This is a genomic window from Sinomonas sp. P47F7, assembly GCF_049332655.1.
In the GTDB taxonomy this organism is placed as follows: Bacteria; Actinomycetota; Actinomycetes; order Actinomycetales; family Micrococcaceae; genus Sinomonas.
This window is the reverse complement of sequence record NZ_CP186327.1, coordinates 1,703,355-1,729,246: the sequence shown is the minus strand read 5'-3', so window position 1 is coordinate 1,729,246 and position 25,892 is coordinate 1,703,355. Positions and strand designations below refer to the sequence as shown.

24 protein-coding genes are annotated in these 25,892 nt (G+C 68.8%); 4 read left to right on the top strand and 20 right to left on the bottom strand.

Annotated features, from left to right (window positions below; genetic code table 11):
• Positions 1-89: 89 nt before the first annotated feature.
• Entirely contained in the window at positions 90-1,211 is a 1,122-nt protein-coding gene (locus ACOKR1_RS08220) for a histidinol-phosphate transaminase (protein ID WP_422936582.1), read from the bottom strand.
• 77 nt (positions 1,212-1,288) lie between these two features.
• Positions 1,289-1,696 (bottom strand): LysM peptidoglycan-binding domain-containing protein, encoded by a 408-nt coding sequence (locus tag ACOKR1_RS08215; RefSeq protein WP_422936185.1) that lies wholly within the window; start codon positions 1,694-1,696, stop codon positions 1,289-1,291.
• Positions 1,697-1,881: 185 nt separating this feature from the next.
• Between ACOKR1_RS08215 and lexA the strand changes: the two genes are divergently transcribed.
• On the top strand, positions 1,882-2,589 hold the full coding sequence (gene lexA / locus ACOKR1_RS08210) for a transcriptional repressor LexA (RefSeq protein WP_415855427.1): 708 nt from the start codon (positions 1,882-1,884) through the stop codon (positions 2,587-2,589).
• A 10-nt stretch (positions 2,590-2,599) separates the two neighbouring features.
• On the opposite strand, the gene ACOKR1_RS08205 is transcribed toward lexA, so the two are convergent.
• Both ACOKR1_RS08205 and hflX read right to left on the bottom strand, forming a co-directional pair.
• Entirely contained in the window at positions 2,600-4,666 is a 2,067-nt protein-coding gene (locus tag ACOKR1_RS08205; RefSeq protein ID WP_422936184.1) for an ATP-dependent DNA helicase, read from the bottom strand.
• A gap of 7 nt (positions 4,667-4,673) precedes the next feature.
• On the bottom strand, positions 4,674-6,275 hold the full coding sequence (hflX, locus tag ACOKR1_RS08200; RefSeq protein ID WP_422936183.1) for a GTPase HflX: 1,602 nt from the start codon (positions 6,273-6,275) through the stop codon (positions 4,674-4,676).
• Positions 6,276-6,487: 212 nt separating this feature from the next.
• Here hflX and ACOKR1_RS08195 point away from each other — a divergent pair, with 212 nt between their 5' ends.
• Positions 6,488-7,102 (top strand): class I SAM-dependent methyltransferase, encoded by a 615-nt coding sequence (locus tag ACOKR1_RS08195; RefSeq protein ID WP_422936182.1) that lies wholly within the window; start codon positions 6,488-6,490, stop codon positions 7,100-7,102.
• Between the two features lie 38 nt (positions 7,103-7,140).
• Here ACOKR1_RS08195 and dapF read toward each other — a convergent pair whose 3' ends face one another.
• The 7 genes from dapF to ACOKR1_RS08160 form a co-directional block, all read right to left on the bottom strand.
• A complete protein-coding gene (dapF, locus tag ACOKR1_RS08190) occupies positions 7,141-8,085 on the bottom strand; it encodes a diaminopimelate epimerase (RefSeq protein ID WP_422936181.1) in 945 nt (314 codons plus the stop codon).
• A complete protein-coding gene (miaA, locus tag ACOKR1_RS08185; RefSeq protein ID WP_422936180.1) occupies positions 8,082-8,990 on the bottom strand; it encodes a tRNA (adenosine(37)-N6)-dimethylallyltransferase MiaA in 909 nt (302 codons plus the stop codon). The genes dapF and miaA overlap by 4 nt, the downstream gene beginning before the upstream one ends.
• A gap of 4 nt (positions 8,991-8,994) precedes the next feature.
• Positions 8,995-10,509, bottom strand: a complete 1,515-nt coding sequence (gene miaB, locus ACOKR1_RS08180) for a tRNA (N6-isopentenyl adenosine(37)-C2)-methylthiotransferase MiaB (protein WP_422936179.1) — start codon at positions 10,507-10,509, stop codon at positions 8,995-8,997.
• 35 nt (positions 10,510-10,544) lie between these two features.
• Entirely contained in the window at positions 10,545-11,753 is a 1,209-nt protein-coding gene (locus ACOKR1_RS08175; protein ID WP_422936178.1) for a hypothetical protein, read from the bottom strand.
• A 65-nt stretch (positions 11,754-11,818) separates the two neighbouring features.
• The gene (locus ACOKR1_RS08170) at positions 11,819-12,349 is read right to left on the bottom strand and encodes a regulatory protein RecX (protein ID WP_422936177.1); all 531 of its coding nucleotides are present in this window, start codon (positions 12,347-12,349) and stop codon (positions 11,819-11,821) included.
• A gap of 3 nt (positions 12,350-12,352) precedes the next feature.
• The gene (gene recA, locus ACOKR1_RS08165) at positions 12,353-13,399 is read right to left on the bottom strand and encodes a recombinase RecA (protein WP_422936176.1); all 1,047 of its coding nucleotides are present in this window, start codon (positions 13,397-13,399) and stop codon (positions 12,353-12,355) included.
• 214 nt (positions 13,400-13,613) lie between these two features.
• Positions 13,614-13,835: a DUF3046 domain-containing protein gene (locus tag ACOKR1_RS08160; protein ID WP_422936175.1), complete on the bottom strand. Its 222-nt coding sequence runs from the start codon at positions 13,833-13,835 to the stop codon at positions 13,614-13,616.
• 123 nt (positions 13,836-13,958) lie between these two features.
• On the opposite strand from ACOKR1_RS08160, the gene ACOKR1_RS08155 reads away from it, so the two are divergent.
• On the top strand, positions 13,959-14,495 hold the full coding sequence (locus ACOKR1_RS08155; protein ID WP_422936174.1) for a MarR family winged helix-turn-helix transcriptional regulator: 537 nt from the start codon (positions 13,959-13,961) through the stop codon (positions 14,493-14,495).
• Between the two features lie 25 nt (positions 14,496-14,520).
• On the opposite strand, the gene ACOKR1_RS08150 is transcribed toward ACOKR1_RS08155, so the two are convergent.
• The 9 genes from ACOKR1_RS08150 to ACOKR1_RS08110 form a co-directional block, all read right to left on the bottom strand.
• Entirely contained in the window at positions 14,521-14,955 is a 435-nt protein-coding gene (locus ACOKR1_RS08150) for a helix-turn-helix domain-containing protein (protein ID WP_136609858.1), read from the bottom strand.
• Positions 14,956-15,114: 159 nt separating this feature from the next.
• The gene (locus ACOKR1_RS08145) at positions 15,115-15,588 is read right to left on the bottom strand and encodes a CinA family protein (protein ID WP_422936173.1); all 474 of its coding nucleotides are present in this window, start codon (positions 15,586-15,588) and stop codon (positions 15,115-15,117) included.
• 7 nt (positions 15,589-15,595) lie between these two features.
• Positions 15,596-16,192 carry a CDP-diacylglycerol--glycerol-3-phosphate 3-phosphatidyltransferase gene (gene pgsA / locus ACOKR1_RS08140; protein WP_422936172.1) on the bottom strand — a complete coding sequence of 199 codons (597 nt, stop codon included), beginning with the start codon at positions 16,190-16,192 and terminating at the stop codon, positions 15,596-15,598.
• 9 nt (positions 16,193-16,201) lie between these two features.
• Positions 16,202-19,096 carry a DNA translocase FtsK gene (locus tag ACOKR1_RS08135; protein ID WP_422936171.1) on the bottom strand — a complete coding sequence of 965 codons (2,895 nt, stop codon included), beginning with the start codon at positions 19,094-19,096 and terminating at the stop codon, positions 16,202-16,204.
• Between the two features lie 76 nt (positions 19,097-19,172).
• Entirely contained in the window at positions 19,173-20,864 is a 1,692-nt protein-coding gene (locus ACOKR1_RS08130) for a ribonuclease J (protein WP_415856237.1), read from the bottom strand.
• Between the two features lie 44 nt (positions 20,865-20,908).
• Complete coding sequence (gene dapA / locus ACOKR1_RS08125; RefSeq protein ID WP_422936170.1) at positions 20,909-21,817, bottom strand: 4-hydroxy-tetrahydrodipicolinate synthase; 909 nt, start codon at positions 21,815-21,817, stop codon at positions 20,909-20,911.
• Positions 21,818-21,861: 44 nt separating this feature from the next.
• Positions 21,862-22,611 carry a carbon-nitrogen hydrolase family protein gene (locus tag ACOKR1_RS08120; RefSeq protein ID WP_422936169.1) on the bottom strand — a complete coding sequence of 250 codons (750 nt, stop codon included), beginning with the start codon at positions 22,609-22,611 and terminating at the stop codon, positions 21,862-21,864.
• A gap of 31 nt (positions 22,612-22,642) precedes the next feature.
• The gene (locus ACOKR1_RS08115; RefSeq protein ID WP_422936168.1) at positions 22,643-22,942 is read right to left on the bottom strand and encodes a hypothetical protein; all 300 of its coding nucleotides are present in this window, start codon (positions 22,940-22,942) and stop codon (positions 22,643-22,645) included.
• A 703-nt stretch (positions 22,943-23,645) separates the two neighbouring features.
• Entirely contained in the window at positions 23,646-23,846 is a 201-nt protein-coding gene (locus ACOKR1_RS08110; RefSeq protein ID WP_422936167.1) for a hypothetical protein, read from the bottom strand.
• A gap of 514 nt (positions 23,847-24,360) precedes the next feature.
• Between ACOKR1_RS08110 and ACOKR1_RS08105 the strand changes: the two genes are divergently transcribed.
• On the top strand, positions 24,361-25,635 hold the full coding sequence (locus tag ACOKR1_RS08105) for a heparan-alpha-glucosaminide N-acetyltransferase domain-containing protein (RefSeq protein WP_422936166.1): 1,275 nt from the start codon (positions 24,361-24,363) through the stop codon (positions 25,633-25,635).
• Positions 25,636-25,892: the final 257 nt, after the last annotated feature.

Genomic DNA, 25,892 nt, shown 5'->3' with positions numbered 1-25,892 from the left:
CTTCACTGGGCCTGTCCTTCAACAGGGGCGACTGCGGGGGGCCTACTCATTCTAGGTGGGTTCTTCTAGGTGAGTTCTTCTGGGTGGGTTCAGGCCGGATCCTCGCGGAGAAGCTCCTCGAGCCGAGTCAGGAACGCGCTGGTCTCTGCGTCCGTTCCCGCAGTGACCCGCAGGCTCCCGGGGATGCCGACGTCGCGCACGAGGATCCCCGCCTCGAGGAGGCCGCGCCACACACGCTGGGGGTCGCGGAGCCCCGTGAAGAACACGAAGTTCGAGTCCGAGGTGGCCGGCCTCAGGCCGAGCCGCTCGAGCTCCTTCACGATCCGGTCCCGCTGGTGCTTGATCTCTTCGACCTCGGACATGAGTGAGGCGCGGTGGCGCAGCGCCGCGAGAGCGGTCGCCTGGGTCACAGCGGAGAGGTGGTACGGGAGGCGCACGAGCCGCAGGGCGTCGATGACCTCGGGGGCCGCCGCGAGATAGCCGAGACGGGCACCGGCAAGGGCGAACGCCTTGCTCATGGTTCGGCTCACCACGAGCCGTGGACGGCCGGGGAGGAGCGTGAGGGCACTCTGCGTGCCGAGCTGCGCGAACTCGGCGTAGGCCTCGTCGACGATCACGATCGCCTGGCTCGCCTCGCCGGCTTCGTACACGGCCTCGACGACGTCGAGGCCCAAGGCCGTGCCCGTGGGGTTGTTCGGCGAGCAGAGGAACACGAGGTTGGGGGCCAGCTCGCGGACCTGCCGGGCCGCCGCATCGGCCGTGAGCTCATAGTCGACCCCGCGAACCCCCTTGAGATAGGCCGTCCCGGTGCCAGCCGCGAGCAGCGGATACATCGAGTACGTGGGCGGGAAGCCGAGAGCCGAGCGGCCCGGGCCGCCGAATGCCTGGAGCAGCTGCTGCAGCACCTCGTTCGAGCCGTTGGCCGCCCACAGCTGCTCGGGCGCGAGCCCGTGGCCCAGATACTCGGCAAGGGCCGCGCGGAGCTCCGTGAACTCGCGGTCGGGGTAGCGGTTCAGCCCCGCAACTGCGGCCCGCACTGCCTCGGTGATGGCGTCCTGAACGTCGGCGGGAACCCCGTACGTGTTCTCGTTGACGTTGAGCATGATCGGGACGTCGAGTTGCGGCGCACCGTACGGGTGCTGTCCACGCAGATCCTCACGGAGGGGGAGGCGGGCAAGCCGCTCCTCCGGGGTGAGGTCGTCCGGCTGAATACCGCCGGAAACAGAGGCTTGGACAGTCCGCTCGTTCACCGGTCCAGCCTACGCCCGGCCGCGGTCGCCTCCCGCATTCATGACTTGGGGACGAGCAGCTGCTGCCCCGGCATCACGCGCGCCGAATCGAGGCCGTTGAGCTCGAGGATCTCGCCGATCACCACGCGCGGGTCCCGGTCGGGGGCGTACTGCGCCGCGACGGACCACAGGGACTGCCCCTGCTGAACCGTCACGTGCACCGCCGGGGTAGTCACCGGCGCAGAGTCGCCCGCCCGGGCGGGCGACACGAGGGCCGTGAGCCCCGCGAGCAGCATCAGGCAAGCAAGGAAAACGGGAACGGCGATCAACACGAACCGCCCGCGACGCGTAAGGCGCAGCTTCGGCCGGCGCACCGACTCGGACTGGGCGGCGTCGCACGCACCCAGAAGGTCGTCGAGCAGGACCCTCTGCGGGGCGGAGAACGGTGCTGCGAATGCGTGTGCCACGGGACTTCCTCCTCGGCAGTTCTTTCGAAACTGTCTTCGAATCTTCTAGAACACTTTTTAGCACCTCTGGACGAATCGTGTCCAGACTCGATAGAACAAATGTTTGAAAGGTGCCTCTGTGTCCCCTACGGTGGAATCAGGATGCTGAGGGGCACCGACAAAATAAGAACGAGAAGGAGCACGGCATGGCAGGAGTGGCCAAGGCGGCCAAGGGTCTCACGGTGCGCCAGCGCAAGATCCTTGAGACGATCCAGCGCTCGGTCCAGACCAAGGGCTACCCTCCGTCGATGCGCGAGATCGGGGACACGGTCGGCCTCGCGAGCCTCTCGAGCGTCACGCACCAGCTCGCGCAGCTCGAGAAGCTCGGCTATCTGCGCCGGGATCCGAAGCGCCCGCGCGCTATGGAAGTGCTCATGCCGCTGAGCCTCGACGAGGGCCCCCTCACGATCGAGACCCAGCAGGCGGCACCGCTGCTCGGGATCGGTGGGATCACCGTTGACGACATGGCGAGCGCCGCGGACACGGCCATGGTCCCGCTCGTGGGCCGCATCGCCGCGGGCGGTCCGATCCTCGCCGACCAGGTCGTCGAGGACGTCATGCCGCTCCCCCGCCGGCTCGTGGGCTACGGCGAGCTGTTCATGCTCAAGGTCAAGGGCGATTCCATGATCGACGCCGCGATCTGCGACGGCGACTGGGTCGTGGTGCGCCGCCAGAACGACGCCGAGAACGGTGACATCGTCGCCGCACTCCTCGACGACGAGGCCACCGTCAAGACGTTCCGCCAGCGCGACGGCCACACGTGGCTGCTCCCCCAGAACACGCGTTACGAGCCGATCCTCGGCGACCACGCGACCATCATGGGGCGCGTCGTCTCCGTGATGAGGTCGGTCTAGTCAGTTCCGGCTAGTCAGCGCCCGCGGCGGCAAGCCGCTCGAGGGCCTGAAGCACGACGGCGCGGTCGGTCGTGCCCCAGAGCGGTGGAAGCGCCGAGCGGAGGAACGCCCCGTAGCGCTCCGTCGCGAGCCGCGAGTCGAGCACCGCGACGACGCCGCGGTCCTCGGTGGACCTGATGAGGCGCCCCGCGCCCTGTGCGAGCCGCACGGCCGCATGGGAGGCGGAGACGCTCATGAAGCCGTTCCCGCCAGCCTGCGCAACGGCACGGGAGCGCGCCGTGGTCATGGGATCGTCCGGGCGCGGGAACGGAATACGGTCGATCACCACGAGGCGGCATGAGTGCCCCGGGACGTCGACGCCTTGCCACAGGGTCATCGTGCCGAAGAGGCACGTGTCCGGCTCCTCGGCGAACTGGCGCACGAGCGCGCTCATGGACGACTCGCCCTGGCACAGGATCTCGACGTCGAGGCGCTTGCGGAGCTCGTCGGCCGCCTCCTCTGCAGCCCGGCGCGAGGAGAAGAGGCACAGCGCGCCGCCAGAGGACGCGCGAATGAGCGCCTCGAGCTCGTTGACGGCCTCGGGCGAGAGGCCACGCCCGGGCTTCGGCAGGTGCCGCGCGACGTACAGGACGCCCTGCTTCGGGTAGTCGAACGGCGAGCCGACGTCGACCCCCGTCCAGCTCGGCGCACCGTTCCCGAGCAGGCCCAGCCCACCCGCGGCGGGCTCGAAGGCGGAACCGATGGCGAGCGTCGCTGAGGTCAGGATCACGGTGTGCTCGGCGAAGAGCCCGTCCCGGAGCTTGCCGCCCACGTTGAGCGGGGCAACGTTGAGCGTCGCCGGTGCATCGTCGGCGGGCGCCGTGTAGCCGGTCGCGGGATCGAACGAACCAGCGCGCGAGGCCCACATGACTTCGCCGTTCTCCTCGGCACCGACGAACCGCTCGCAGCATTCCAGGATCGCGAGGAGCCGCGACCGCGCGACCTGCCGCCCGCCGTCGGCCGCGGCCTGCCCATCGCCCGCCTTCGCGTCGGAGAGCGCCGCCCGGCACGCGTCGCGCAGCAGCTCGATCACTTGGACGAGCTCGCCCGTGAGCCCGCGGGCCAGCAGACCCGTGGGCACGGACGCGAGCGTGAGCTCGAGCTGGGCGGCGGCCGCCTGGAGGGCCTCGACGGAGATGCCGCAGTGCCGGCGCGCGCCCGCGGCCGCCGCCGTGATCATCCCGACGGAGAGCTGGGCGCTCACGGCGCCGGTGACGCGGTCCTGGAGCTCGTGCGCCTCGTCGACCACGACGACGTCGTACTCGGGCAAGACGCTGAGGCCCTCGAACGCGTTGATCGCAAGCATCGCATGATTCGTCACGACGATGTCCGCCTCCGCGCCGTGCTGCCGCGCGAGCTCACTGAAGCACTCGGCGGCCAGCGGGCATCTCTGCGAGCCGAGGCATTCGAGGGCCGTGACCGAGACCTGCCGCCACGCGCGGTCGGAGACGCCGGGCACGAGGTCGTCGCGGTCGCCCGTCTCCGTCTCCTCGGCCCAGTCCCTGAGTCGCTTGACCTCCCGCCCGAGCTGCGTTGTGGGGCCACCTGTCCCGCTGGCGGCGGGATGGGCGACGGCGGTGTCCTCCCCGAGCGCGAAGAGCTGGCCCTCCGCGGACTCGTCCGTGGGGAAGCCGCCCGAGATCTTGTGCTTGCAGAGGTAGTTCGAGCGTCCCTTGACGAGGGCGACGTCGACAGTCCCCTCGAGCTCGGGAGCGATCGCCTCGAGGAGCCTCGGCAGGTCACGGCCCACGATCTGCGCCTGGAGCGCGAGGGTCGCAGTCGCGACGACCGACGGCCTCCCGCTGTGCCGCGAGTGCGCGATGAGCGGCACGAGGTAGGCGAGGGACTTCCCCGTGCCGGTGCCGGCCTGAACGAGGAGGTGCTGCTCGTCCTCGATCGCCCTGGCCACCTGACGAACCATCTCGTGCTGCCCATCCCGCTGCTGGCCGCCCATCGCGGCTACGGCGACATCGAGCAGCCGCACGGCGGCCTGCTCGGCCGTCTCCCCCGCGGCCTGCTCCGCCGCCCCCTCACTCATGACTCGCTCACTCATGAACCGTGAACGGCTCCAATTCCGCCACGAACTCGTCGCGGACCACGACGTGGGCCAGCGTGCCGTCCGCGGTGTGTTCCAGCGAGTGGATCTCCGAGCTGCTCTCGTGAAGTCGGCTCAAGAGATCGCCCCTGTTGTACGGGACCAGGATCGTGAGCGCGACGTGCGGCCGCGGGATGGCGTCGCTGATCGCCTTCTTGAGCTCGTCGATGCCCAGCCCCGTGCGCGCCGAGACCACGACGTGCCGCGGTTCGCGCTGCCGGAGCCGCTCGAGCACGTACGGATCCGCGGCGTCCGCCTTGTTGAGCACGATGATCTCCGGCACCTTCCGCGCGTCGACCTCGGTGAACACCTCGCGCACGGCCGCGATCTGCCCCTCGGGGTCGGGATGGGACGCGTCGACGACGTGCAAAACGAGATCGGCGTCGGCCACTTCCTCGAGCGTCGAGCGGAACGCCTCGATGAGCTGGGTGGGCAACGAGCGCACGAACCCGACGGTGTCCGCGAGGGTGTACGGGAGCCCGTCGGGGGTCTCGGCGCGCCGCACGGTCGGATCGAGGGTCGCGAACAGCGCGTTCTGCACGAGGACGCCCGCGTCGGTGAGCCGATTGAGCAACGAGGACTTGCCCGCGTTCGTGTAGCCCGCGATCGCGACCGAGGGGACCTCGTTGCGCTTTCGGTTCGCGCGCTTCGTCTCGCGAGCGGGCTTCATGCCCGCGATCTCGCGGCGGAGCTTGGCCATGCGCGTGCGGATGCGGCGCCGGTCGAGCTCGATCTTCGTCTCACCGGGACCACGGGACCCGATGCCGCCGCCCGCCGCGCCCACGCGGCCACCGGCCTGCCGGGACATCGACTCACCCCAACCGCGAAGGCGCGGGAGCAGGTACTCGAGCTGCGCGAGCTCGACCTGCGCCTTGCCCTCGCGGCTCTTCGCGTGCTGCGCGAAGATGTCGAGGATGAGGGCCGTCCGGTCGATGACCTTGACCTTGACGATGTCCTCGAGCCCGCGCCGCTGCGACGGCGAAAGCTCCGAGTCCACGATCACGGTGTCGGCCCCAGTCGTGTAGACGATGTCCTTGAGCTCTTGGGCCTTGCCGGAGCCGAGGAAGGTCCCCGCGTCCGGCTTGAGGCGCCGCTGGACCACGCCGTCGAGCACCTCGGAACCCGCCGTCTCGGCCAGCGCCGCGAGCTCGTGGAGCGAGTTCTCGGCGTCCTCGAGCTTCCCTTCGCTCCAGATCCCCGCGAGGACGACCCGCTCGAGCCGGAGCTGCCGGTACTCGACCTCGGTGACATCCTCGAGCTCCGTCGAAAGGCCCCCGACGCGGCGCAGGGCGCGGCGTTCCTCGAGGTCTCGCTGCTCGCCGTCGTACTCGCTGTGTTCCTCGGCGAGCTCGGAGATGGCGAGCGCCTTGCCGCTCGCAAGCCCGGCGCGCCGCGACGAGGCGGCGTCGCCGTCGTCGGCGGACCGCCCGCCGGCGCCCTTGGCCGTCGCAGCCTCTTCCTTCGCGAGGATCCGGTCGATGACGGCCTGGATGTCCTGCGCGCTGAGGTCCTGCGGCTGAGGCTCTGACGCGGCGTCGTGGTGGTTGGTCATGTTCTCCTTCGGACGGGATGCATTTCCAGAATAGTTCTCAGGGGTGACAAAAGAGGGCTCACGCGTCACAGCGTTCTCCTAGGGGTAGTCCTGTAGAGCCCGGCCGGACCACGTTCGATGGCGTGGGGTCGACGGCGGGGCGGGGCCAGCAGACAGTGGTGGCTACTTGAACAGGCGCATGGAGAGGATTCTACCCGATACGCTGGATGCCCATGGACCCCGCCCACTATTTCAACGCCCAGCCTGCCGTGCCCGACGTGCGGCGACCGCTCGCCGTCGTCCTCGAAGGCCGCGAGCTCGCGCTCGAGACGTCGGCCGGGATCTTCAGCCCGGACGGCGTGGACAAGGGCACGGCGGTCCTGCTCGAGGAGGCCCCGGACCCCGCGCCCGAGGGCGCCCTGCTCGACATCGGCTGCGGCTGGGGTCCCATCACCCTGACGATGGCGCTGCGCTCGCCGGGGGCCACCGTGCATGCGGTCGACGTCAACGAGCGCAGCCTGTCCCTCACGGCGGCGAATGCTCGCCGGATCGGGCTCCCGAACGTCCGGACGGCCCTCCCCGAGGCCGTACCAGCAGACATTCGGTTCGCGACGATCTGGTCCAATCCGCCCATCCGCATCGGAAAGCAGGCCCTCCACGAGCTGCTCCTGCTCTGGCTTCCACGCCTCGCGGTGGGCGGCGAGGCGTGGCTCGCGGTCCAGAAGAATCTGGGGGCGGACTCCCTCCAGCGTTGGCTCGCCGACGAGCTGGGCGGCGCGTACGACGTCGCGCGCGCGGCGACGTCGAAGGGTTTCCGCGTCCTGCGCGTCACCCGAGTCGCTGAGTAGGCTCGGCAGGATCCCGGCGAAAGCCCAGGGGGGGTGAGCTAGCTGAGGGTGCCGCGGGCCACGATCACAGCCGGGCCGCTGAGCTCGACGTGCTCGGCGCCGTCGGCCCCCGTCACGAATGCGACGCCCACGGTGCCGCCCGGGACGCGGACGTCCCAGCGGTTGGGTGCCCCTTGTCCCGCCCAATGCCGGATGGCGACGGCGGCCGCGCAGGCGCCCGTCCCACACGACTGCGTCTCGCCCACACCGCGCTCATGCACGCGCATCGCGATGTTCCCGATGCCCTCGCGGACGAGCGGCTCGGACGGGACGACAAACTCGACGTTGGTCCCGTGCGGCGGGACGGGCTCGACGTGCGGCGCAGTGAAGAGGCGAAGCCGGGTGAGCTCGCCGTCGGCGGCGAGTGCCACGACCGTGTGCGGATTGCCCATGCTCACGCTCAGCGCGGGGCGGGCGACGTCGAGGCCGTCCGCGGTCACGAGCGAATCGCCGGCCTCAGCTTCGGCCTGCGCGGGGTGGATGAACTCCCACGGGCCCATGTCCACCGCGAACCCACCCTCGCGGCGCTCGACGCGCTTGATGCCCGCGCGCGTGCCGATCGGAAGCACCTCCCCGGGTGCGAGCTCGATGAGGCCCTGGTCGAGGAGGAACGCGACGAAGACCCGGACGCCGTTGCCGCACATCTCCGAGATGGAGCCGTCCGCGTTGCGGTAGTCCATGAACCACGCGGCGCCGGCGTCCTCGGCGAGGATCTCGCGCCCCTCGGGCAGGTGTTCGGACCGGACGGCGCGGATGAGCCCGTCGGCTCCAATCCCAAGGTGGCGGTCGCACAGCGCTGCGGCCTGCTCGGCGCTGACCTCGTGGAGTCCCTCGGGATCCGCGACGAGGACGAAGTCGTTGCCCGTTCCGTGCCCCTTGGCGAACGCGAGTCCGGCAAGCTGGGCGAGGGGGCTGGCTGCAAGGTCAGTCACGGGGACGGTCATGAGTCAAGAATACCGAGCGCGCTCGCCACGACGTCCGGCCCGAGCGCGTCGAGCCAGTGGACGCGGGGGTCGGCGTGGAACCACGTGGCCTGCCGGCGCGCGAACTGCCGCGTGGCCACAGTCGTCTCCTCTGCCGCCCGCTCGATCGTCGACTCGCCGTCGAGAACGCGCAGGAACTGGGCGTAGCCGAGTGCCCGAGACGCCGTCCTCCCCTGCCTGAGCCCCGCCGCATCGAGCGCGCGCACCTCGGCGAGGAGGCCGCCGTCGACCATTCTGCCGACCCGCGCCTCGAGCCGAGCGTGGAGCGTGGGGCGATCCATGTCGAGCCCGATCTGGATGGCCGGCCGCACGTACTCGCGCCGCGGCATGTACGAGCTGAACGGACGGCCCGTGACCTCGAGGACCTCGAGCGCCCGGATGATCCGGCGCGCGTCCCGAAGCCTCGTCCCCGAGGCGGGATCGGCGGCCATGAGCCGGCGCGCGAGGGCGCCGAGTCCCTCCCGCTCGGCCTCGGCCTCGAGCCGGGCTCGAACCGCAGGATCCGTCCCGGGGAACTCGAGGACGTCGAGGACCGCGCGCACGTACAGGCCCGAGCCGCCCGCGAGGATCGCGCGTTTCCCACGCGCGTGGATGTCGGCGATCGCGGCGCGCGCCTCGGCTTGGAAGTCCGAGACGCTCGCCTCCTCGCGCACATCGAGGATGTCGAGCAGGTGGTGCGGGACGCCGCGGCGTTCCACGACAGTCATCTTGGCCGTGCCGATGTCCATGCCGCGGTAGAACTGCATCGAGTCCGCGTTGACGATCTCACCGTCCAGAGCGAGGGCAAGCTCGACCGCGAGATCAGACTTTCCCGTTCCGGTGGGACCGACGACGGCGATGACAGGCAGAGCGTCGACCGGCGCCACGGCGTCAGCCCGCGCGGACGGGCAGCGTCGGCATGCCGAGACTCACGGCCCGCGCGCCCACCCCGCCCGCTGCCACCGCGCCGGGCGCGGGGACGCCGCAGGACTCCGCCTGGGCGCGGTCCCACGCGTCGCCGGCGCGCGATCGGCGCACGGCGTACTCGGCCCTGCCGGTGGGGTCGGCGATGAGGTGGTGCGGCGCGGCGGCCGTGACGGTGACGGTCACGAGATCACCGGGGCGGGGCTCGTCGGCGCCGGCGGGGACGCTGAAGTGGACCAGGCGGTTGTCCTTGGCGCGACCCGACAGACGGTGGGTCTCCCCCGCCTTGCGCCCGCTCTGTGCGGTCACGAGGAGCTCGACCTCGCGTCCGATCTGGCGCGCGTTCTCCTCGCCGGAGATGCGCTCCTGAAGCGCGATGAGACGCTCGTAGCGTTCCTGGACCACCGCCTTCGGCAGCTGGTTCGGCATGTCCGCGGCCGGGGTCCCGGGGCGCTTCGAGTACTGGAACGTGAAGGCACTCTGGAAGCGGGAGCGTTCGACGACGTCGAGCGTCGCCTCGAAGTCCTCCTCCGTCTCGCCGGGGAAGCCCACGATGATGTCGGTCGTGATCGCCGCGTGGGGAATCCACTCGCGTACGCGGTCGAGGATGCCGAGGAACTTCGCCGAGCGGTAGGAGCGGCGCATGGACCGCAGGAGGCTGTCCGAGCCGGACTGGAGCGGCATGTGCAGCTGTGGCATGACGTTGGGCGTCTCCGCCATCGCGTCGATGACATCGTCCGTGAAGGCCGCGGGATGCGGGCTCGTGAACCGGACGCGCTCGAGCCCCTCGATGTCGCCGCACGCCCTCAGGAGCTTTCCGAACGCGAGACGGTCGCCGAACTCGACGCCGTACGAGTTCACGTTCTGGCCAAGCAGCGTCACCTCGATAGCGCCGTCGTCGACGAGGGCCTGGACCTCGGCAAGGATCTCGCCGGGCCGACGATCGCGTTCCTTCCCCCGCAGGCTCGGAACAATGCAGAACGTGCACGTGTTGTTGCAGCCCACGGAGATCGAGACCCAGCCGCTGTACACCGAGTCGCGCTTCGTGGGGAGCGTGGACGGGAACACCTCGAGGGACTCGAGGATCTCGAGCTGCGCCTCATGATTGTGGCGCGAGCGCTCGAGGAGCGCGGGCAGCGCACCCACATTGTGGGTTCCGAACACGGCGTCGACCCACGGCGCCTTCTCGAGGATCGTGTCCCGGTCCTTCTGCGCGAGGCAGCCGCCGACGGCGATCTGCATGCCCGGGTGCCGCTCCTTGACGGGGCGGAGCTGGCCGAGGTTGCCGTAGAGGCGATTGTCCGCGTTCTCGCGCACGGCGCACGTGTTGAAGACGACGACGTCCGGCTCAGCGCCCTCCGCGGCGGGCACGTAGCCGGCCGCCTCCAGCAGACCCGACATGCGCTCGGAGTCGTGGATGTTCATCTGGCAGCCGAAGGTGCGCACCTCGTAGCTGCGCGGCGTGTCGATCGTGGAACTCACCCATCAAGGGTACCGGCCGGGCACCGATTCGTGCGTCAGTACCAGCCGATGGCCACTTCGTGCGACCATGCCGCGCAGGGGCTGCCATAGCGGTCTCGAATGTAGCCGAGTCCCCAGACGATCTGCGTGCGGTAGTTCGTCAGCCAATCGCTGCCCGCGGAGTAGTACTTGTCCGGCGGGAGGGCCTGGGCGATGCCGTAGGCCCCGCTGGACGGGTTCGTGGCGTCGGTCATCCAGCTCGACTCGCGCGTCCACAGCTGGAGGAGGCACTGATACTCACCGCCGCCCCAGCCGTAGCCGCCGATCTGCGAGCCCGCGAACGCTTGAGCCCCCGCCGGATCGTCAACCACTCCGACGCGGGGGCTCACGACCGTCGCGGCCGGCGCGACCTGGGCCCGCTGAGCAGCCGCCGCGGCGGCCTGTTCCTGGGCGAGCTTCTCGGCCGCCTGGCGCTTCGCCTCCTGGGCTGCCTCGTACGCGGCGAGGGCGGCCTGACCCTGCTCGTAGCGCTGCTCCACGTCGGCCGAGGTCCCCTTGAGCGACGCGAGCTGAGCCGTGAGCGTCGATTGCTGCTGTTGGGTCTGCGCCACAACGTCTTGTGCGTGCTTCTGCGCGGCTTGGGCCGCATCGAGATCCTGCTTGGCCGCGGCCGAGAGCTGGGCGAGCACCTCCTCTGCCGCCCGCGACTGGGCTTCTGCGGCGGCCGCGTTGTTGGCGGCGCCCTTGTACTGCGCAACGGCCTTCGACGCCTGATCGCCCAGGATCTGGATGGTCCCGAGCCGGTCCAGGCCGTCCGACTGGCCCAGCACGGACAGGGCGTCGAGCGCTCCCGCGGGCGCTCCACCGATGTACGCGGCGGAAGCCACCCGCCCAGCGGCTTGCCGTGCGAGGTCGCGCTGCTTCTCGAGCGCAGTGGTCGCCGCTCGCTGCGCATCCACGACCTTCTGCTGGTTCTGGACCGCCTGCTCGGCTTTGGCATAGACGACGCCGGCAGCGACCGCCTTCGACGACGCGTCCGCAGCCGCGGCCTGGACGTTCGTGAGGAGGCCGTTGATCTTGGTGACCTCCGCCTGTGCCGAGTCGACGTTGGCCTTCGCCGCCTGCACGTCGTCCCACGACGGGAATCCCGACGGCGGAGTGTCATTGTCGGCCACGGCGCCGGGGACGGCAGCACCCAGCGCCAAGAGCACGCTGGCCACCGCGGCGGCAGCGCGGTGAAGTCTGAAGCCTCGGGCACGTCGCATAGTGACCCCCAGTGTTGCGAGCGCCTCCCACGCCGGTCCACGAGGCACGCCGCTTCCCGGCGTATTCACAGACTCCGCCGGGTCGCCTCCTCGACGACATCCGAAGCGATCCGGAAGGCCCTCCCCGGCGGGTGGCCCTTCCGCGCGAGCATCCCCACGAGCCGGCGCAGCTCACGGTCCTTCGCGCCAGGATCCACGAGCACACCAGGCCGGACACGTCGCTCGACGAGTCGACGTGCCGCCTCATCCTCGTCCTCATCGCTCAGATCAGCGAGTGCGTCCTCGGCCTTCTGACCGCCGATGCCTTTGGATGCGAGCTCCCGCCGGAGTGCACTCTTCGAGAGCGACTTCGACTCTGAGCGGCTCCGAACCCACATTGCCGCGAACGCGCCGTCGTCAATGAGGCCGACTTCCTCGAAACGCTCAAGCACCAGCTCGGCGGTCTCTTCGGGAACGTTGCGTTCCCGAAGCTTGCCGGCGAGCTGGTGCCGACTCCGCGGACCCAGCGTGAGCTGCCTCAGCAGGATGGCCCGCGCGACGGACTCGGGGTCCGCCTCGCGGTCCTCCTCCGGCTCGCGCGAACGGTTCCCACCCAAGCGCTACTCGCCCTCGACTGCCTTGAGCCGCGGCTCTTCCTCGGCGTCCTTCTTGACCCCGACACCGAGCTTCTCCTTGATGAGCCGCTCGAGCTCGTCCGCGAGCTCGGGGTTGTCGCGCAGGAAGCGCCGCGAGTTCTCCATGCCCTGGCCGAGCTGATCACCGTCGTACGTGAACCACGAACCCGACTTCTTGATGATGCCGTGCTCGACGCCCATGTCGATGATCCCGCCCTCGCGGGAGATGCCCTGGCCGTAGATGATGTCGAACTCGGCCTGCTTGAACGGCGGGGCCATCTTGTTCTTGACGATCTTGGCCTTGGTCCGGTTGCCGACCGAGTCGGAACCCTCCTTGAGCGTCTGGATGCGGCGCACGTCGATGCGCACGGAGGCGTAGAACTTGAGCGCCTTACCACCGGTGGTCGTCTCGGGAGAGCCGAAGAACACACCAATCTTCTCGCGCAGCTGGTTGATGAAGATCGCGGTCGTCTTGGTCTGGTTGAGGCGACCGGTGACCTTGCGAAGCGCCTGGCTCATGAGCCGAGCTTGGAGGCCCACATGGCTGTCGCCCATCTCGCCCTCGATCTCGGCCCGGGGAACAAGCGCCGCGACCGAGTCGATGACGACGATGTCGATAGAGCCCGAGCCCACGAGCATGTCCATGATTTCGAGGGCCTGCTCACCGGTGTCCGGCTGCGAGACGAGCAGCGCGTCCGTGTCGACGCCGAGCTTTGCCGCGTACTCCGGATCGAGCGCGTGCTCCGCATCGATGAACGCGGCGATGCCGCCGGCCCGCTGCGCGTTGGCCACGGCGTGCAGCGCGACGGTAGTCTTACCGGACGATTCCGGCCCGTAGATCTCGACGACACGCCCTCGCGGGAGGCCTCCGATGCCGAGCGCGACGTCCAGCGCGATCGACCCCGTCGGGATGACTTCGATCGGCGCGCGGGTATCGTCCCCGAGACGCATGATCGATCCCTTGCCGAACTGCTTGTCGATCTGTGCGAGGGCCGCTTCGAGGGCCTTTTCGCGTTCTGGCGATGCCGCCATGGTCCACCTCCGGTCGGGGTTCTCTGGGCCTCGGCAAGGCCCTTCCGGGCCTGCCGTTCAATCCACTCGCTACGCTACCGAGACCCGCCGACAAAACGCGGCGTTCGCCCGCCGTTGTGGACGTCCGGCCCGAAACGGTGAATTTTCTGCTCTGTTGAGGAGAATACCCCGAACCGAACACATCTTCGAAGACGTCCGCGGCGTGTCGCGGCCTTCAGCCTCTCAGCGGACGGTCCTTGCCGAGCCGCCGATCAGGCGGCACGTCCTGCATATCGCAGACGGCAAGCCAGACCGTGCGAGGATTCTGACCCGCCTGCAGCGCCTCCACAGCGGTGCGTCCGCCGGCTGCGGTCAGCACGAGAGTCGAGGCCAGGACGCGCGCGTAGGCCGACCCGAACTCGTCCTCCATGAACCGCCAGAAGTCGCTGTGCCGCATCAAGCCATTCTTTCATGGGCTCCCTTGGCCCGTCCGCAGTTGCCCGCGAGCCCCACCGGGGCCCATCTCAGTGTGTGACTCAGTGCCCAAGTAGGCGTCTGGTCCGCTGCCTATGATGTGGTCATGTCCAGCCCACGCCAGAGCCCAGAAGAGTTTGACCAGGCCTTCGAGTCGATCGAACAGCAGCTGAGCCTTTTCTGGCGCCGCTCGCGAGCCATCTCGCACACCCTCTCGCGCTCTCTCCACCCTGAAATCGAGCCCGGCGCATACGGCCTGCTCGTGATCCTGCGACGCGAGGGGCCCCTGCGCATTACGGAACTCGCGAGCCTCATCGGCATCGGCAAGCCGTCCGTGAGCCGCCAGGTGGCGTTGCTCGAGCAGCTGGGCCTCGTGTCCAAGGAAGACGACCCCGACGATCGCCGCGCCCAGCGGGTCACGCTGAGCCCGGCGGGAGCCTCTGAGGTCGATGAGCTCCGCAGCCGCAGGCTCGAGTTCTTCCGCGATGCGCTCGGCACCTGGGATCTGACGGACCTGTCCCAGCTCTCGGACTACTTCTCGCGGCTCAACGATGCACTCGGGGCGGCCGGCCGCCGTCGCCCGGAGCCGGGCGCGCAGCCTTCGGGGACAGCGGAGGGGCCGGGCATCAGCCCGACCCCTTGAAACCTACGCCGCTGAACCTCTCGAGTCAGCGCGATCCGCTCAGCTTGCTCAGTTCGACGTCCAGCTCCTCCGAGAGGTCGCGGCCGTAGCGCTGGGAGAACTCCTGAGGAACAGTGTCCGGCACCGAAACTCCCTCGGCCACCGCGACGCGGTCGCTGACTTCGCGGAGCATGGCGGAAAGGGGCACGTCGAGGGCGGCGCAAATCGAGGAGAGAAGCTCGGACGAGGCTTCCTTCTGGCCTCGCTCGACTTCGCTGAGGTACCCAAGAGAGACACGCGCGTTGTGCGAGACTTCACGGAGCGTGCGGCCCTGACGCTGGCGGACGTCGCGGAGGACGTCCCCAATCTCATGACGCAGAACTACCATCTTGCGCTCCTTCTTCTCTTCAGGGGCGATTTCAGCCAAGCCCACATTGCGCCAGCGGACTACGCCATTGACGGTGACGGGCTGCTTGACCATATGTATCAGTGCGCTCCTCATAGGGGCCCGGCTTCCCGGGCATCCGTGTGACTCATCCTAGTGCTGCCGCCACGGGGGTGGCGACATTAGAAACAACTCCCCGACCCGATCCTTTGTTCCCCCGCAGCGCCCTTCTCAACCCAAACTCACAGCATGCTCTCAGCTCACTGCGTCGAGGAGCGCCGTGAGCGCGGCGTCGCGAGCAGCCGCCCGGATCTCCGCGCGGGTCCCGGAAAAGCGGTATTCACGCACCTCCGTGCCGCCTGGCCCGGCGAGCCCCACGAACACCGTGCCCACGGGCTTGCCGTCGTGCGGCTCCGGCCCCGCCGCTCCCGTGGTCGAAACGGCGTAGTCCGCGCCGCACGCGGCCCGCGCCCCGACGGCCATCTGCCGCGCGACCTCGGGATCGACGGATCCGGCCTCCTTGAGCAGGTCCGCCGAGACCCCGAGCAGGGCCGCCTTGACCTCCGTCGCGTAGCTGACGACGCCACCCCGCAGCATCGAGGAGGCACCCGGGACGTCCGCGAGGCTCGCCGCCACGAGCCCAGCCGTGAGCGACTCCGCCGTCGCGGCCGTGCTGCCCCTCGCCACGTACGCTGCAACGACCTCCTGGGCGGTCACGCCCGAACTCATCGAGACCTCACTCCCCCTTGGGTTGCGCCCGCAGGGCCGCGGAGCGAAGCCGGAGGGCCTTCACGATGTAGTCGACGCCCGTGACGACCGTGATCGCGACGGCAGCAAGCATGATCACGAACGCGACCACGGGGACAGCGGGCGCAACGTCGCGGAGCGGGAGCAAGTACAGACCGATCGCAACGCTCTGGAGGACCGTCTTGAGCTTCCCTCCAGGGGAGGCCGGCATCACGCCGTAGCGGATCACCACGAAGCGCAGCGCCGTGATTCCCCACTCGCGTACAAGGATGACGATCGTGATCCACCAGGGCAGTTCCCCGAGGACTGAGAGCAGCACGAGCGCGGCGCCCGTGAGCAACTTGTCCGCGATCGGGTCGGCGATCTTCCCGAAGTTGGTGACGAGATTGCGCCGCCGAGCGATCTGCCCGTCGAGCTGATCCGTGTACATCGCGACGACGAACGCGAGGACCGCGAGCCACCGCAGGGGCCCCTGATGGGAGCCGTCGGCGATCATGAACCCCACGAACACCGGCACGAGGACGATCCGGAACATCGTGAGGACGTTGGGCAAGTTCCAAAGCTGGGACGGCCCTTTGGTAGTCATCACTCAAGCCTATCGGCCGGTGAGCTGCCAGGCGTCGTCGCCGCCGTCGTCGTCGTCCTCGTCGTAGTAGTCGGTGGCCTGCGGGCGCGAGTCGAGATCGCCCTTCACGAGGTCCTCCGCGTAGGGCGAGCTCACCTCGTGCTCCCCGAGGTGGTGATTGGCGTTGGCGTTGTCGGCGAGCGCCCGATCCGCCGGGTTCGCTGGGGAAGCGGACGACGGCGCGTCCTCGCCTCGGAGCGCGGCCAGGACGGCCGGAAGGTCGTCCGGCGTGACGAGGACGTCGCGCGCCTTCGAGCCCTCCGACGGGCCGACGACGCCGCGGCTCTCGAGGAGGTCCATGAGCCGCCCAGCCTTCGCAAAGCCGACGCGCAGCTTGCGCTGGAGCATCGACGTCGAGCCGAACTGCGTCGTGACCACGAGCTCGGTGGCCTGGAGCAGGACCTCGAGATCGTCTCCGATCTCCTCATCGATCTGCTTCTTCTCGGGCTCGGCGGCGACGTCGTCGCGGTAGGTCACCTGGAGCTGGCCCTTGACGTGCTCGACCACTTGGTGGATCTCCGACTCCGAGACCCACGCGCCCTGCACGCGCATGGGCTTGGACGCACCCATGGGGAGGAACAGGGCGTCGCCCTGGCCGATGAGCTTCTCGGCGCCCGGCTGGTCGAGCACGACGCGCGAGTCCGTCACCGAGGACGTTGCGAAGGCCATACGGGACGGCACGTTGGCCTTGATCAGGCCGGTCACGACGTCCACCGACGGGCGCTGCGTCGCGAGGACGAGGTGGATGCCGGCCGCTCGCGCGAGCTGGGTGATGCGCACGATCGAGTCCTCGACGTCGCGCGGCGCGACCATCATGAGGTCCGCAAGCTCGTCGACGATGACCAAGAGGTACGGGTAGGCCTTGATCTTCCGCTCGGACCCCGGCGGCGGGACGACCTTGCCCGCCTTGACCGCCTTGTTGAAGTCGTCGATGTGCTTGAAGCCGTAGTTCGCGAGGTCGTCGTACCGCGCATCCATCTCGCGCACGACCCATTGGAGGGCCTCCGCAGCCTTCTTCGGGTTCGTGATGATGGGCGTGATGAGGTGCGGGACGCCCTCGTACGCGGTGAGCTCGACGCGCTTCGGGTCGACCATGACCATGCGGACCTCGTCCGGCGTCGAACGCATGAGGATCGACGTGATCATCGAGTTCACGAATGAGGACTTGCCCGCGCCGGTCGCGCCGGCCACGAGCATGTGGGGCATCTTCGCGAGGTTCGCGACGACGAAGCCGCCTTCTACGTCCTTGCCCACGCCCATGACCATGGGGTGCTCGGTGCGCCGTGCGTTCTGGCTGCGTAGCACGTCTCCGAGAGAGACGGTCTCGCGGTCCGTGTTGGGGATCTCGATGCCGATCGCACTCTTGCCGGGGATGGGGCTCAGGATGCGCACGTCCGAGCTCGCGACGGCGTACGCGATGTTCTTGCTGAGCGCCGTGACCTTCTCGACCTTCGTGCCCGGGGAGAGCTCGATCTCATAGCGTGTCACGGTCGGGCCGCGGCTGAATCCCGTGACTTCGGCCTCGACGTTGAACTGCTGGAGGGTGTTCGTGAGCGCCGCGACGACCGCGTCATTCGCCTCCGTGCGCTCCTTCGGCACCGTTCCGTGGACCAGCGCCTCGGACGAGGGAAGCGTGTACGTCACGTCGCCGGCGAGCTGGAGCTGCTCCGTGCGCTGTGGAATGGGCGACGGCGGCGCGACCGCCGGGCGCGCGGTCGACGGCACGCTGTGGGCCGCCGCCGCTCCCCCGGCGCCGGTGAGCCCGGCACCGCCGGCCGCGGCGCCGTCGGACGCTGCCGGAGCACCGGGTGCACCCGGGAGACCCACGGCGGGGATCGCCTCGGTCGCCGCCTCGGGCGCCTTGCCAGCGCGGGCCGCGCGGATCTTCTCGATCGCGGCCTCGGCCTGGGACCGGACGCCCGCCGGGACCGACTCCATGGACTCGGGATTGCCGACCACAGCGCGCTCGAAGGCCTCGTCGCCCGCGAAGCCCTCGGGCCTGTCCGCCGAATCCTCGTCCTCGTCGCGGCCGAACATGCGGCGCTTCTTCCGCGGCTTCTTCTCCTGCTTGGCCGCGTCCTCTGCCCGCCGCTCCGAGTCGTACAGGTAGCTGCGGTCGTGCCCCTCGCCTTCGGGCTCGCGCAGATCCACTCCCACGAGGTGGTCCCACGCCGAGCGCAGGCGCCGCGGAATTGCCGTGAACGGCGTGGCCGTCACGATGAGCAGCGAGACGAATGCGAGGAAGCCGTAAACCACGAGCGGCACGGCCGGGTGGATGCCCGCAAGGAGCGAGGCCGCGAGGAAGCCCAGCATCCCGCCCGCGCGGCGCAGGCCATCGAAACCGTCCGCGACGGACGGGAGGCCGCCGAGCACGTGGGCGAGGCCCGTCCCGGAGAACGCCATGATGAGGAACCCGATGCCTACGCGGTTGTTGCCCCGCTGGTCCTCGGGGTGCCGGAACAGGCGGAACGCGCACACGGCGAGCATGAGCGGGAGCACGAGGGCGATCCAGCCGAACGTCCCGTTGACGACCGCATAGACCACGTCGGGGAACCAGCCGTGCCAGCCCCACCAGGCAAACGTCGCGATGAACACCGCGAGCACGAGGTTGAAGAGGCCGGCGCCGTCGCGGCGCGCCTGCGGATCGAGGTCGCTCACGTCCGTGCCGATCCGCCGGACGCCCGCGCCGACCGTGTGGGCAAGCCCCTGCCAGGCGCCGCCGACCACGCGCGTGAGCCACGGCTGCCCCGAGTCGCGACTCGTGACGGCCGCCGAACGTCCGGCCGGGCGTTTCTTGGCCGGGCCGGTCTTGGACGCGCCCGATCGAGTCGTGGTGCGTGGCGCAGAGGAGGTACGAGTCGCCATGGTCCCTACGGTAACGCGAAGGGCCGCCGAAACCCGGGAAAACCACGGGTCGGCGGCCCCAATTCGCCCTGGCTGCTCAGGCCTCGAGCACCACCGGGATGATCATGGGGCGGCGGCGCAGCTTGCGGCTGACCCACGTGCCGATGACGCGACGCACCACCTGCTGGAGCTGGTAGGCAGTGTGGTCGGGCTTCGAGAGGATGGCCTCCTCGAGCGCCTCGTTGACCTTCGGGATGATGTCGTCGAACACGGCATCGTCCTCGGCCACGCCGCGGGCGTGGATCTCAGGGCCCGAGACAACCTTGCCGGTCGAGCGGTTCACGACCGTGATGACCGAGATGAAGCCCTCGTCGCCGAGGATCCGGCGGTCCTTGAGATCCGCGTCCGTGATGGCGCCGACGCTGCTCCCGTCGACGTACACGAAGCCCACCTCGACCTGTCCGACGATCTTGGCCTTGCCGTTTGCGAGGTCGACGACCGTGCCGTTGTCTCCAAGGATCACGCTGTCCGGATCCATCCCGGTCTCGAGCGCAAGGTTCCCGTTGGCGATGAGGTGACGGGTCTCGCCGTGCACGGGCATCGCGTTGAGTGGCTCGAGGATGTTGTAGCAGTACAGGAGCTCGCCCGCGGCGGCGTGGCCCGAGACGTGCACCTTCGCGTTCCCCTTGTGCACCACGTTCGCGCCGAGCTTGAGGAGCCCGTTGATGACGCGGAACACGGCGTTCTCGTTGCCTGGGATGAGCGAGGACGCGAGGATCACCATGTCCCCCGTGCCCACCTGGACGCGGTGGTCGCCGTTCGCCATGCGCGACAGCGCCGCCATGGGCTCGCCCTGGGACCCCGTGGACATGAGCACGAGCTGGTGGTCCGGGTAGTCGTCGATGTGCTTGATGTCCACGAGGATTCCGGGCGGGACGTCGAGATAGCCGAGCTTCGAGGCAATCGTCATGTTCCGCACCATCGAGCGGCCCACGAAGGCGACCTTGCGCCCGTGGTGATGGGCGGCGTCGAGCACCTGCTGCACGCGGTGAACGTGCGAGGAGAAGCTCGCCACGATGATCCGCTTGCGGGCCTGCCCGAAGAGCCGGTCGAGGACGGGGCCGATCTCCTTCTCCGCCGTCGTGAACCCGGGGACGTCCGCGTTCGTCGAGTCGGCCATGAGCAGGTCCACGCCCTCCTCGCCGAGGCGGGCGAAGTGGCGCAGGTCCGTGATGCGGCCGTCGAGCGGGAGCTGGTCCATCTTGAAGTCGCCCGTGTGCAGCACCGTGCCGCCAGCCGTGCGGATGAACACGGCGAGCGCGTCCGGGATCGAGTGGTTGACGGCCACGAACTCGGTCTGGAACGGGCCGAAGTCGAGCACCTGGCCCTCCTCGACCACGCGCAGTACCGGGGTGATGCGGTGCTCGGCGAGCTTGGCCTCGACGAGCGCAAGGGTGAGCTGGGAGCCCACGAGCGGGATGTCGCGACGGTGCCGCAGCAGGTAGGGGACGGCCCCGATGTGGTCCTCATGGCCGTGCGTGAGCACGCACGCCACGACGTCCTGAATGCGGTCCTCGATGTAGGAGAAATCGGGCAGGATGAGGTCCACGCCCGGCTGGTTCTCCTCGGGGAAGAGGACGCCGCAGTCGACGATCAGGAGCTTGCCGTCGATCTCGAAGACGGCCATGTTGCGGCCGACCTCGCCCAGTCCCCCGAGGGGCACGATCCGGAGCGTGCCCTTGGGCAGTTTCGGCGGCGTCGTGAGGACTGAGAGGGCAAGTTGGGTCATTGCTTCTTCTTTCTAGGCACAAGCCTTTGGCTAAGCACCGGCGTTCAGGCGAAATCCATTCCGGCTTCGGCCAGGTCGGCTCGGATGAGGTCGAGCTCCGCGCCGCTGGGCTCGACGAGCGGCAGACGGACGGTGGAGCTGGGCAGGACTCCCTGCCATGTGAGAACTTGCTTCGCAGCGACGGCACCCTGGACGCGGGTCATGATTCCGCGGATCACGGGGTCGAGCTCGAAGTGAATCTTGCGTGCGGCCGCGAAGTCGCCGGCGAGGCCCGCATCGACGAGGGCACGGAACTGCTTCGTGACGACGTGCGCCGTGACGCTCACGACGCCGAGCGCACCCGCAGCCATCCACGGCAGGGTGAGCCCGTCGTCGCCCGAGTAGACGGCGAGGTCAGTCTTGGCGAGCACGCGCGTGATCGAGGCGAAATCGGCCTTCGCGTCCTTGAGGCCCTTGATGTTGGGGTGCTCGGCGAGGCGGATGATGGTCTCCGGCTGGATCGGGATGCCCGAGCGGCCGGGGATGTCGTACAGCATGACCGGGAGGTCGGTGGCCGAGGCGACCGTCTCGAAGTGTGCCTGGACCCCGGCCTGACTGGGCTTGTTGTAGTAGGGCGTGACGAGGAGGAGGCCGTCGACGCCGAGCTCCGCTGCGCGGCGCGACAGGTTCACAGAGTGACGAGTGTCATTCGTTCCGGTGCCCGCGATGACCTTCGCGCGGCCGCCCACGGCCTCGAGGACGGCCTTGAACATGCCAAGGTTCTCCTCGTCGGTGAGGGTTGACGTCTCACCGGTCGTGCCGGTCACCACGAGGCCGTCGCAGCCGTCGTCCACGAGCTTGGCCGCCAACTGTCCGGCAGTCTCGTAGTCGACTTCGCCGTCCTTCGAGAACGGCGTGACCATCGCGGTCAGGAGCGATCCGAAGGTTGCCGCGCGAATGTCAGAGTCAGCCATGGTCAAAACGTTACCCTGTCGCCGCGTCAAGTGGGCAACGGAGACTAGTGCCGGAAGCGCTCGAGAGCCGAGCGGAACAGCAGCGCCGAGACGACCTCGGGCCCCGTGGTCCGCGCGTGGACCATGCGGTGCCCATCGGGACCCCAGACCCCGCTCTCGCCGCACGACGGACCCAGCGAGGAGGTCCCGGCGGAGTTGGCGAGGAGTGCGAAGAACCGGCTGTCCATGGCCCGCGCGCCGAAGTGGAGATCGAGCCGCCGTTCCTCCCCCACGACGTACACGGCGGAGGCCGCATACAGGTCGGCTCCCGCCTCCGCGGCCAGAGCGGCGTGGGACGGCAACGCGACGTCGAAGCACACCGCGAGCGCGACGTTCCAGCCGTCCACTTCGACGAGCGTGGGGCCGTCCCCTGGCTCGAAATAGTCCTGCTCGCTGCCGTGGACGTGCGTCTTGGGCGCGATGAGCGGCACCGTCCCGGGCCGCAGGAGCACCGAGGCCAGTCGCGGCGTCCCGTCGGGCTCGCGCACGGGCGCGCCGACGACGGCGATGATCCCCATGTCCTCGCACGCCGCCTGGATTTCGGCGAGCTGGGCGGACGGATTCGCGAGCCAGCACGATTCGTTGTCGAGCTGCGAGAGGTCATATCCGATGAGCGAGAGCTCGGGGAAGACCGCGATGCGCGCGCCGTGGCCGTCCGCGTCTTCGAGCGCACGGACATGCCCCTCCATATTGGCGGCGATGCCGCCCTGGCTCGACTCGTACTGCACGGCTGCGACGGTGAGCTCAGCGGACATGCGGCCATATTAGGCCATCAGGGTAACGCCCTCAGCGGCCGCCCATGAGGACGACGAGCTGCGCCTCGGCGGCTCGGCGCAATCCTTCCGCCCAGGCCGCGAGGCTGCCCGCCGCGAGCGAGAACTGGATGAGCTCCCCCGGGCGCAGAACGTCCAGATCCGCTTCCCCGAGGCGCCGGGCCAGTTCGAAGGGAGGCGGGTCTCCCGCGAGCACGAGGCTCTCCGGACGCCACGCTTCAGGGTCTCGAGAGCCGTGGCCCGCCGCCCCGTGGGACAGGTACGGAGCGACGGACCCGGACATCCTGGGCCCCGAGTGCTGTGGAGCGTCCATGGCTCGAGGGTAATCGAAAATATGTTCGAATGGCAAGCGTGGGCAACGGATTTCGCGCGGCAGCTGAGCGCCCCAGTCGCGTGCCAGTCGTCCCCCGAGCCAACCCGTATGACGGCGGTGGACTCAAGCACACCTCCGAGGGGCTATGACTCCAGCAGGCCACCGGAATGCATCAACATCAAATCAGGATTCTGCAAATCAGCAGATTCATGAAAACTCTAGAAATGGATCGACTGGATTGGCATTTCTCCTGATCGATCCGGTAAAAGGTTGTCGCGACCCGTAGACTCACCTACTCTCGAATCGCAATCGAAATTGCACTCGCACCAAGATCGAGTTAAATCGGGAGGAATAGTTGGGACTCCGCCGAGTTGCCGCAACGATCATGCTTTCAGCAGCCCTGGCCGGAGGCGGCGTCATAGCTGCCACCCCGGCGCAAGCTGACAATTGCTATTCCTGGAACCACGACACCCCTGCCTGCGGTTGGTACGGACCGCCGGCTCCGGAAGTTTCATTTTCGTGCAAGGCCGGGGCCGCCATGGCATTCGGAAGCCTCTTGATGGGAGGTTGGTGGGGCGGCATCGTTGGAGGTGGCGTTACAGTAGCGGGCTGCTTCGGGCGCTGAGCTGAGTTTCCCGCTAATCCAGGAAGGAGGCTGGGCATCCTTACCGCACGGATCCCGGCCTCCCTTCATGGAGCCTCTTCAGTCGACTGGCCCGCCCTTTCTGCGCCGGACCATCACTACAAGTACGACAGCAGCATAGGCCGCTATCGCGAGAACGAGAACAGCTCGGAAGATCACCCAAAACGCATCCTCGAGTGGGATTGTAATCGCGATGACGATGAAGATGATAGCCAGAACTAATTCACCGACCGAACCCTTGATCCTGAATCGATCAATCATGGTTTTCAACTCCTTTCAATATAAATGAGCATCTCGACGTTCTGCACAGAATGGTCTGGCAAGTGGGTAATTGATATCCTACTCGTGAGCGCGGGGCGCCTGTCGGCCTTTCAGATCTGAACGAATCTTGGCCAATTCTAGCCGTATCGCCCTCATGACGATGTCCTTCATTGAACATCCCGTCATTACCGATGCAATTTTCAACTCTCGGTGAAGTTCCGTCGACAGACCAACTGTGAGCATTTTATCGCCAGCCGCCATGTTTTCCCGCCTCCCTGTAACCCTCACCATAACAACTGATCAACACAACTCAGCGGGCAGGCACGAAATCTCAGTGGTGCTTGGGCCTGTATCTAAGTGACCGGACATCGAGTGTCGTCGGCGAACCGAGGTAGTTGGCAGAAGAAGCCCGAGGGCGGCCCGAACGGGCCGCTGCCGCTGCGGTGATGGGTGCACTGTGGAACGCGAAGCCGAGGGAGCCCTCGTCTCGTTGCCACCGTGAGAGCATGAGCGCATGGCCGCGCGAACCTTGAGATGGAAATCGCCTGGCCAGCGTTTCGCGGCCGAGCGGCTCACGGGCGTCGACCTCGCGCGCGGGGCCGCTTTGCTCGCGATGATGGCCACACATCTCCTTCCGACCATCGCCCCCGACGTTGCCGGTCACGCCGAGCCCACGTGGGTGGGCCTGACGTTCTCGGGCCGCGCCGCCGCGCTCTTCGCGGTCCTCGCGGGGGTATCCCTCGCATTGGGCCGCGTGCCCGCCGAGGCCAACCGTCTGGGCCTCGCCCTGCGCGCCGCGGTGATCGCCGCCGTCGGACTTTGCTTGGGGATGCTGCAGGTCAACGTCGCCGTGATCCTCGTCCAGTACGCCGTGCTCTTCTGGTGCGCGATACCGGTTCTGCGGCTCGGGCAGCGAGCGCTCGTGCTGCTCTCCATCGCGTGGATTCTCCTGGCGCCGATCGTGACTTTCGAGCTCCGGCCGTGGCTCCTCGGCGGCGCCGACCCCGCGCGGCTCGGGCACAACCCGACGTGGAACGACCTCGCCGACCCTGTGCGGCTCATTGGAGACCTGTTCGTGACCGGCTTCTACCCAGTCATCGAGTGGTTTGCCTATCTCCTCGTGGGGCTGTGGATCGGGAGGCTCCAGCTGCGGCGATGGGGCGTCCAGGTGGGTCTCCTGTGCGGTGGCGCCGCGGCGGCCGCGCTCGCGAAGGGCGCGGAATGGGCGCTCATGGTGCCGCTCGGCGGCCGAGCAGGCCTGCTGGCGACCCCGCAGGCAAGCCACTGGCCCCTCGACGCGATGCTTCAGGCCAACCTGACCGGCCTCGAGCAGACCGGGAGCCCGTGGTGGCTCGCGACCGCCGCGCCCCATGCGGGCACGACGCTCGACCTCCTGCACACCGTCGGCACCTCGGCCGCCGCCCTCGGGGCGTTCCTCCTTCTGGCGCGGATTCGGCCGATCGAGAAGATCGGGATCCTCCGACCGCTCGCGGGAGCCGGCGGGATGACCCTCACGCTCTACACCGTGCACGTGTGGGCCGCCGCGTGGTCCGAGGGAGGCGGGACCCCCGGCCTCGAGCGAGAGGGGCTGCTCGCCGTCCACATCGTCGCGGGGCTCGCCGTCGGGCTCCTGTTCAGAGCCAACGGGTGGCGCGGCCCGCTCGAATGGGCCACGCACGGCGCCTCGCGGCTCGGGCGCATCAAGCAGACGACGACGAGCGGCGGCTCACGCGCCACCGGCGGCTCACGCGCCCCGAGCGGCCCGCGTGCCAAGAGCCCCCAGCGCTGACACTCACTCGGGCCGCGGGGTTCAAAAGGGCGGTGGGTCTGGGGTGGTGTTTCCCCAGGCTTCGCTGCCTTAAGCCGCATCTGCTGCCCTGACCCGCAACTGCGTGGGGAATCTGCACCGGAGATGCGGGTCAGGGCAGCAGTCGCGGGCCGGAACGTCCGCCGGAACGGGATCCGGGGGTTCAGCAGCCTTGGCCGTGGGGGTTGGCGTTGCAGTCGTCCGCCTAGGAGACTGCTGAACAAGCTCCCTTCGCAGGT

Bases quoted from the DNA above. Each gene is read 5' to 3' on its own strand.
- lexA (WP_415855427.1), top strand. From the start codon at position 1,882: ATGGCAGGAGTGGCCAAGGCGGCCAAGGGTCTCACGGTGCGCCAGCGC.
- ACOKR1_RS08205 (WP_422936184.1), bottom strand. From the start codon at position 4,666: ATGAGTGAGGGGGCGGCGGAGCAGGCCGCGGGGGAGACGGCCGAGCAG.
- hflX (WP_422936183.1), bottom strand. From the start codon at position 6,275: ATGACCAACCACCACGACGCCGCGTCAGAGCCTCAGCCGCAGGACCTC.
- ACOKR1_RS08195 (WP_422936182.1), top strand. From the start codon at position 6,488: ATGGACCCCGCCCACTATTTCAACGCCCAGCCTGCCGTGCCCGACGTG.
- dapF (WP_422936181.1), bottom strand. From the start codon at position 8,085: ATGACCGTCCCCGTGACTGACCTTGCAGCCAGCCCCCTCGCCCAGCTT.
- ACOKR1_RS08175 (WP_422936178.1), bottom strand. From the start codon at position 11,753: ATGCGACGTGCCCGAGGCTTCAGACTTCACCGCGCTGCCGCCGCGGTG.
- recA (WP_422936176.1), bottom strand. From the start codon at position 13,399: ATGGCGGCATCGCCAGAACGCGAAAAGGCCCTCGAAGCGGCCCTCGCA.
- ACOKR1_RS08160 (WP_422936175.1), bottom strand. From the start codon at position 13,835: ATGCGGCACAGCGACTTCTGGCGGTTCATGGAGGACGAGTTCGGGTCG.
- ACOKR1_RS08155 (WP_422936174.1), top strand. From the start codon at position 13,959: ATGTCCAGCCCACGCCAGAGCCCAGAAGAGTTTGACCAGGCCTTCGAG.
- ACOKR1_RS08150 (WP_136609858.1), bottom strand. From the start codon at position 14,955: ATGGTCAAGCAGCCCGTCACCGTCAATGGCGTAGTCCGCTGGCGCAAT.
- ACOKR1_RS08145 (WP_422936173.1), bottom strand. From the start codon at position 15,588: ATGAGTTCGGGCGTGACCGCCCAGGAGGTCGTTGCAGCGTACGTGGCG.
- pgsA (WP_422936172.1), bottom strand. From the start codon at position 16,192: ATGACTACCAAAGGGCCGTCCCAGCTTTGGAACTTGCCCAACGTCCTC.
- ACOKR1_RS08135 (WP_422936171.1), bottom strand. From the start codon at position 19,096: ATGGCGACTCGTACCTCCTCTGCGCCACGCACCACGACTCGATCGGGC.
- ACOKR1_RS08130 (WP_415856237.1), bottom strand. From the start codon at position 20,864: ATGACCCAACTTGCCCTCTCAGTCCTCACGACGCCGCCGAAACTGCCC.
- dapA (WP_422936170.1), bottom strand. From the start codon at position 21,817: ATGGCTGACTCTGACATTCGCGCGGCAACCTTCGGATCGCTCCTGACC.
- ACOKR1_RS08120 (WP_422936169.1), bottom strand. From the start codon at position 22,611: ATGTCCGCTGAGCTCACCGTCGCAGCCGTGCAGTACGAGTCGAGCCAG.
- ACOKR1_RS08115 (WP_422936168.1), bottom strand. From the start codon at position 22,942: ATGGACGCTCCACAGCACTCGGGGCCCAGGATGTCCGGGTCCGTCGCT.
- ACOKR1_RS08110 (WP_422936167.1), bottom strand. From the start codon at position 23,846: ATGATTGATCGATTCAGGATCAAGGGTTCGGTCGGTGAATTAGTTCTG.
- ACOKR1_RS08105 (WP_422936166.1), top strand. From the start codon at position 24,361: ATGGCCGCGCGAACCTTGAGATGGAAATCGCCTGGCCAGCGTTTCGCG.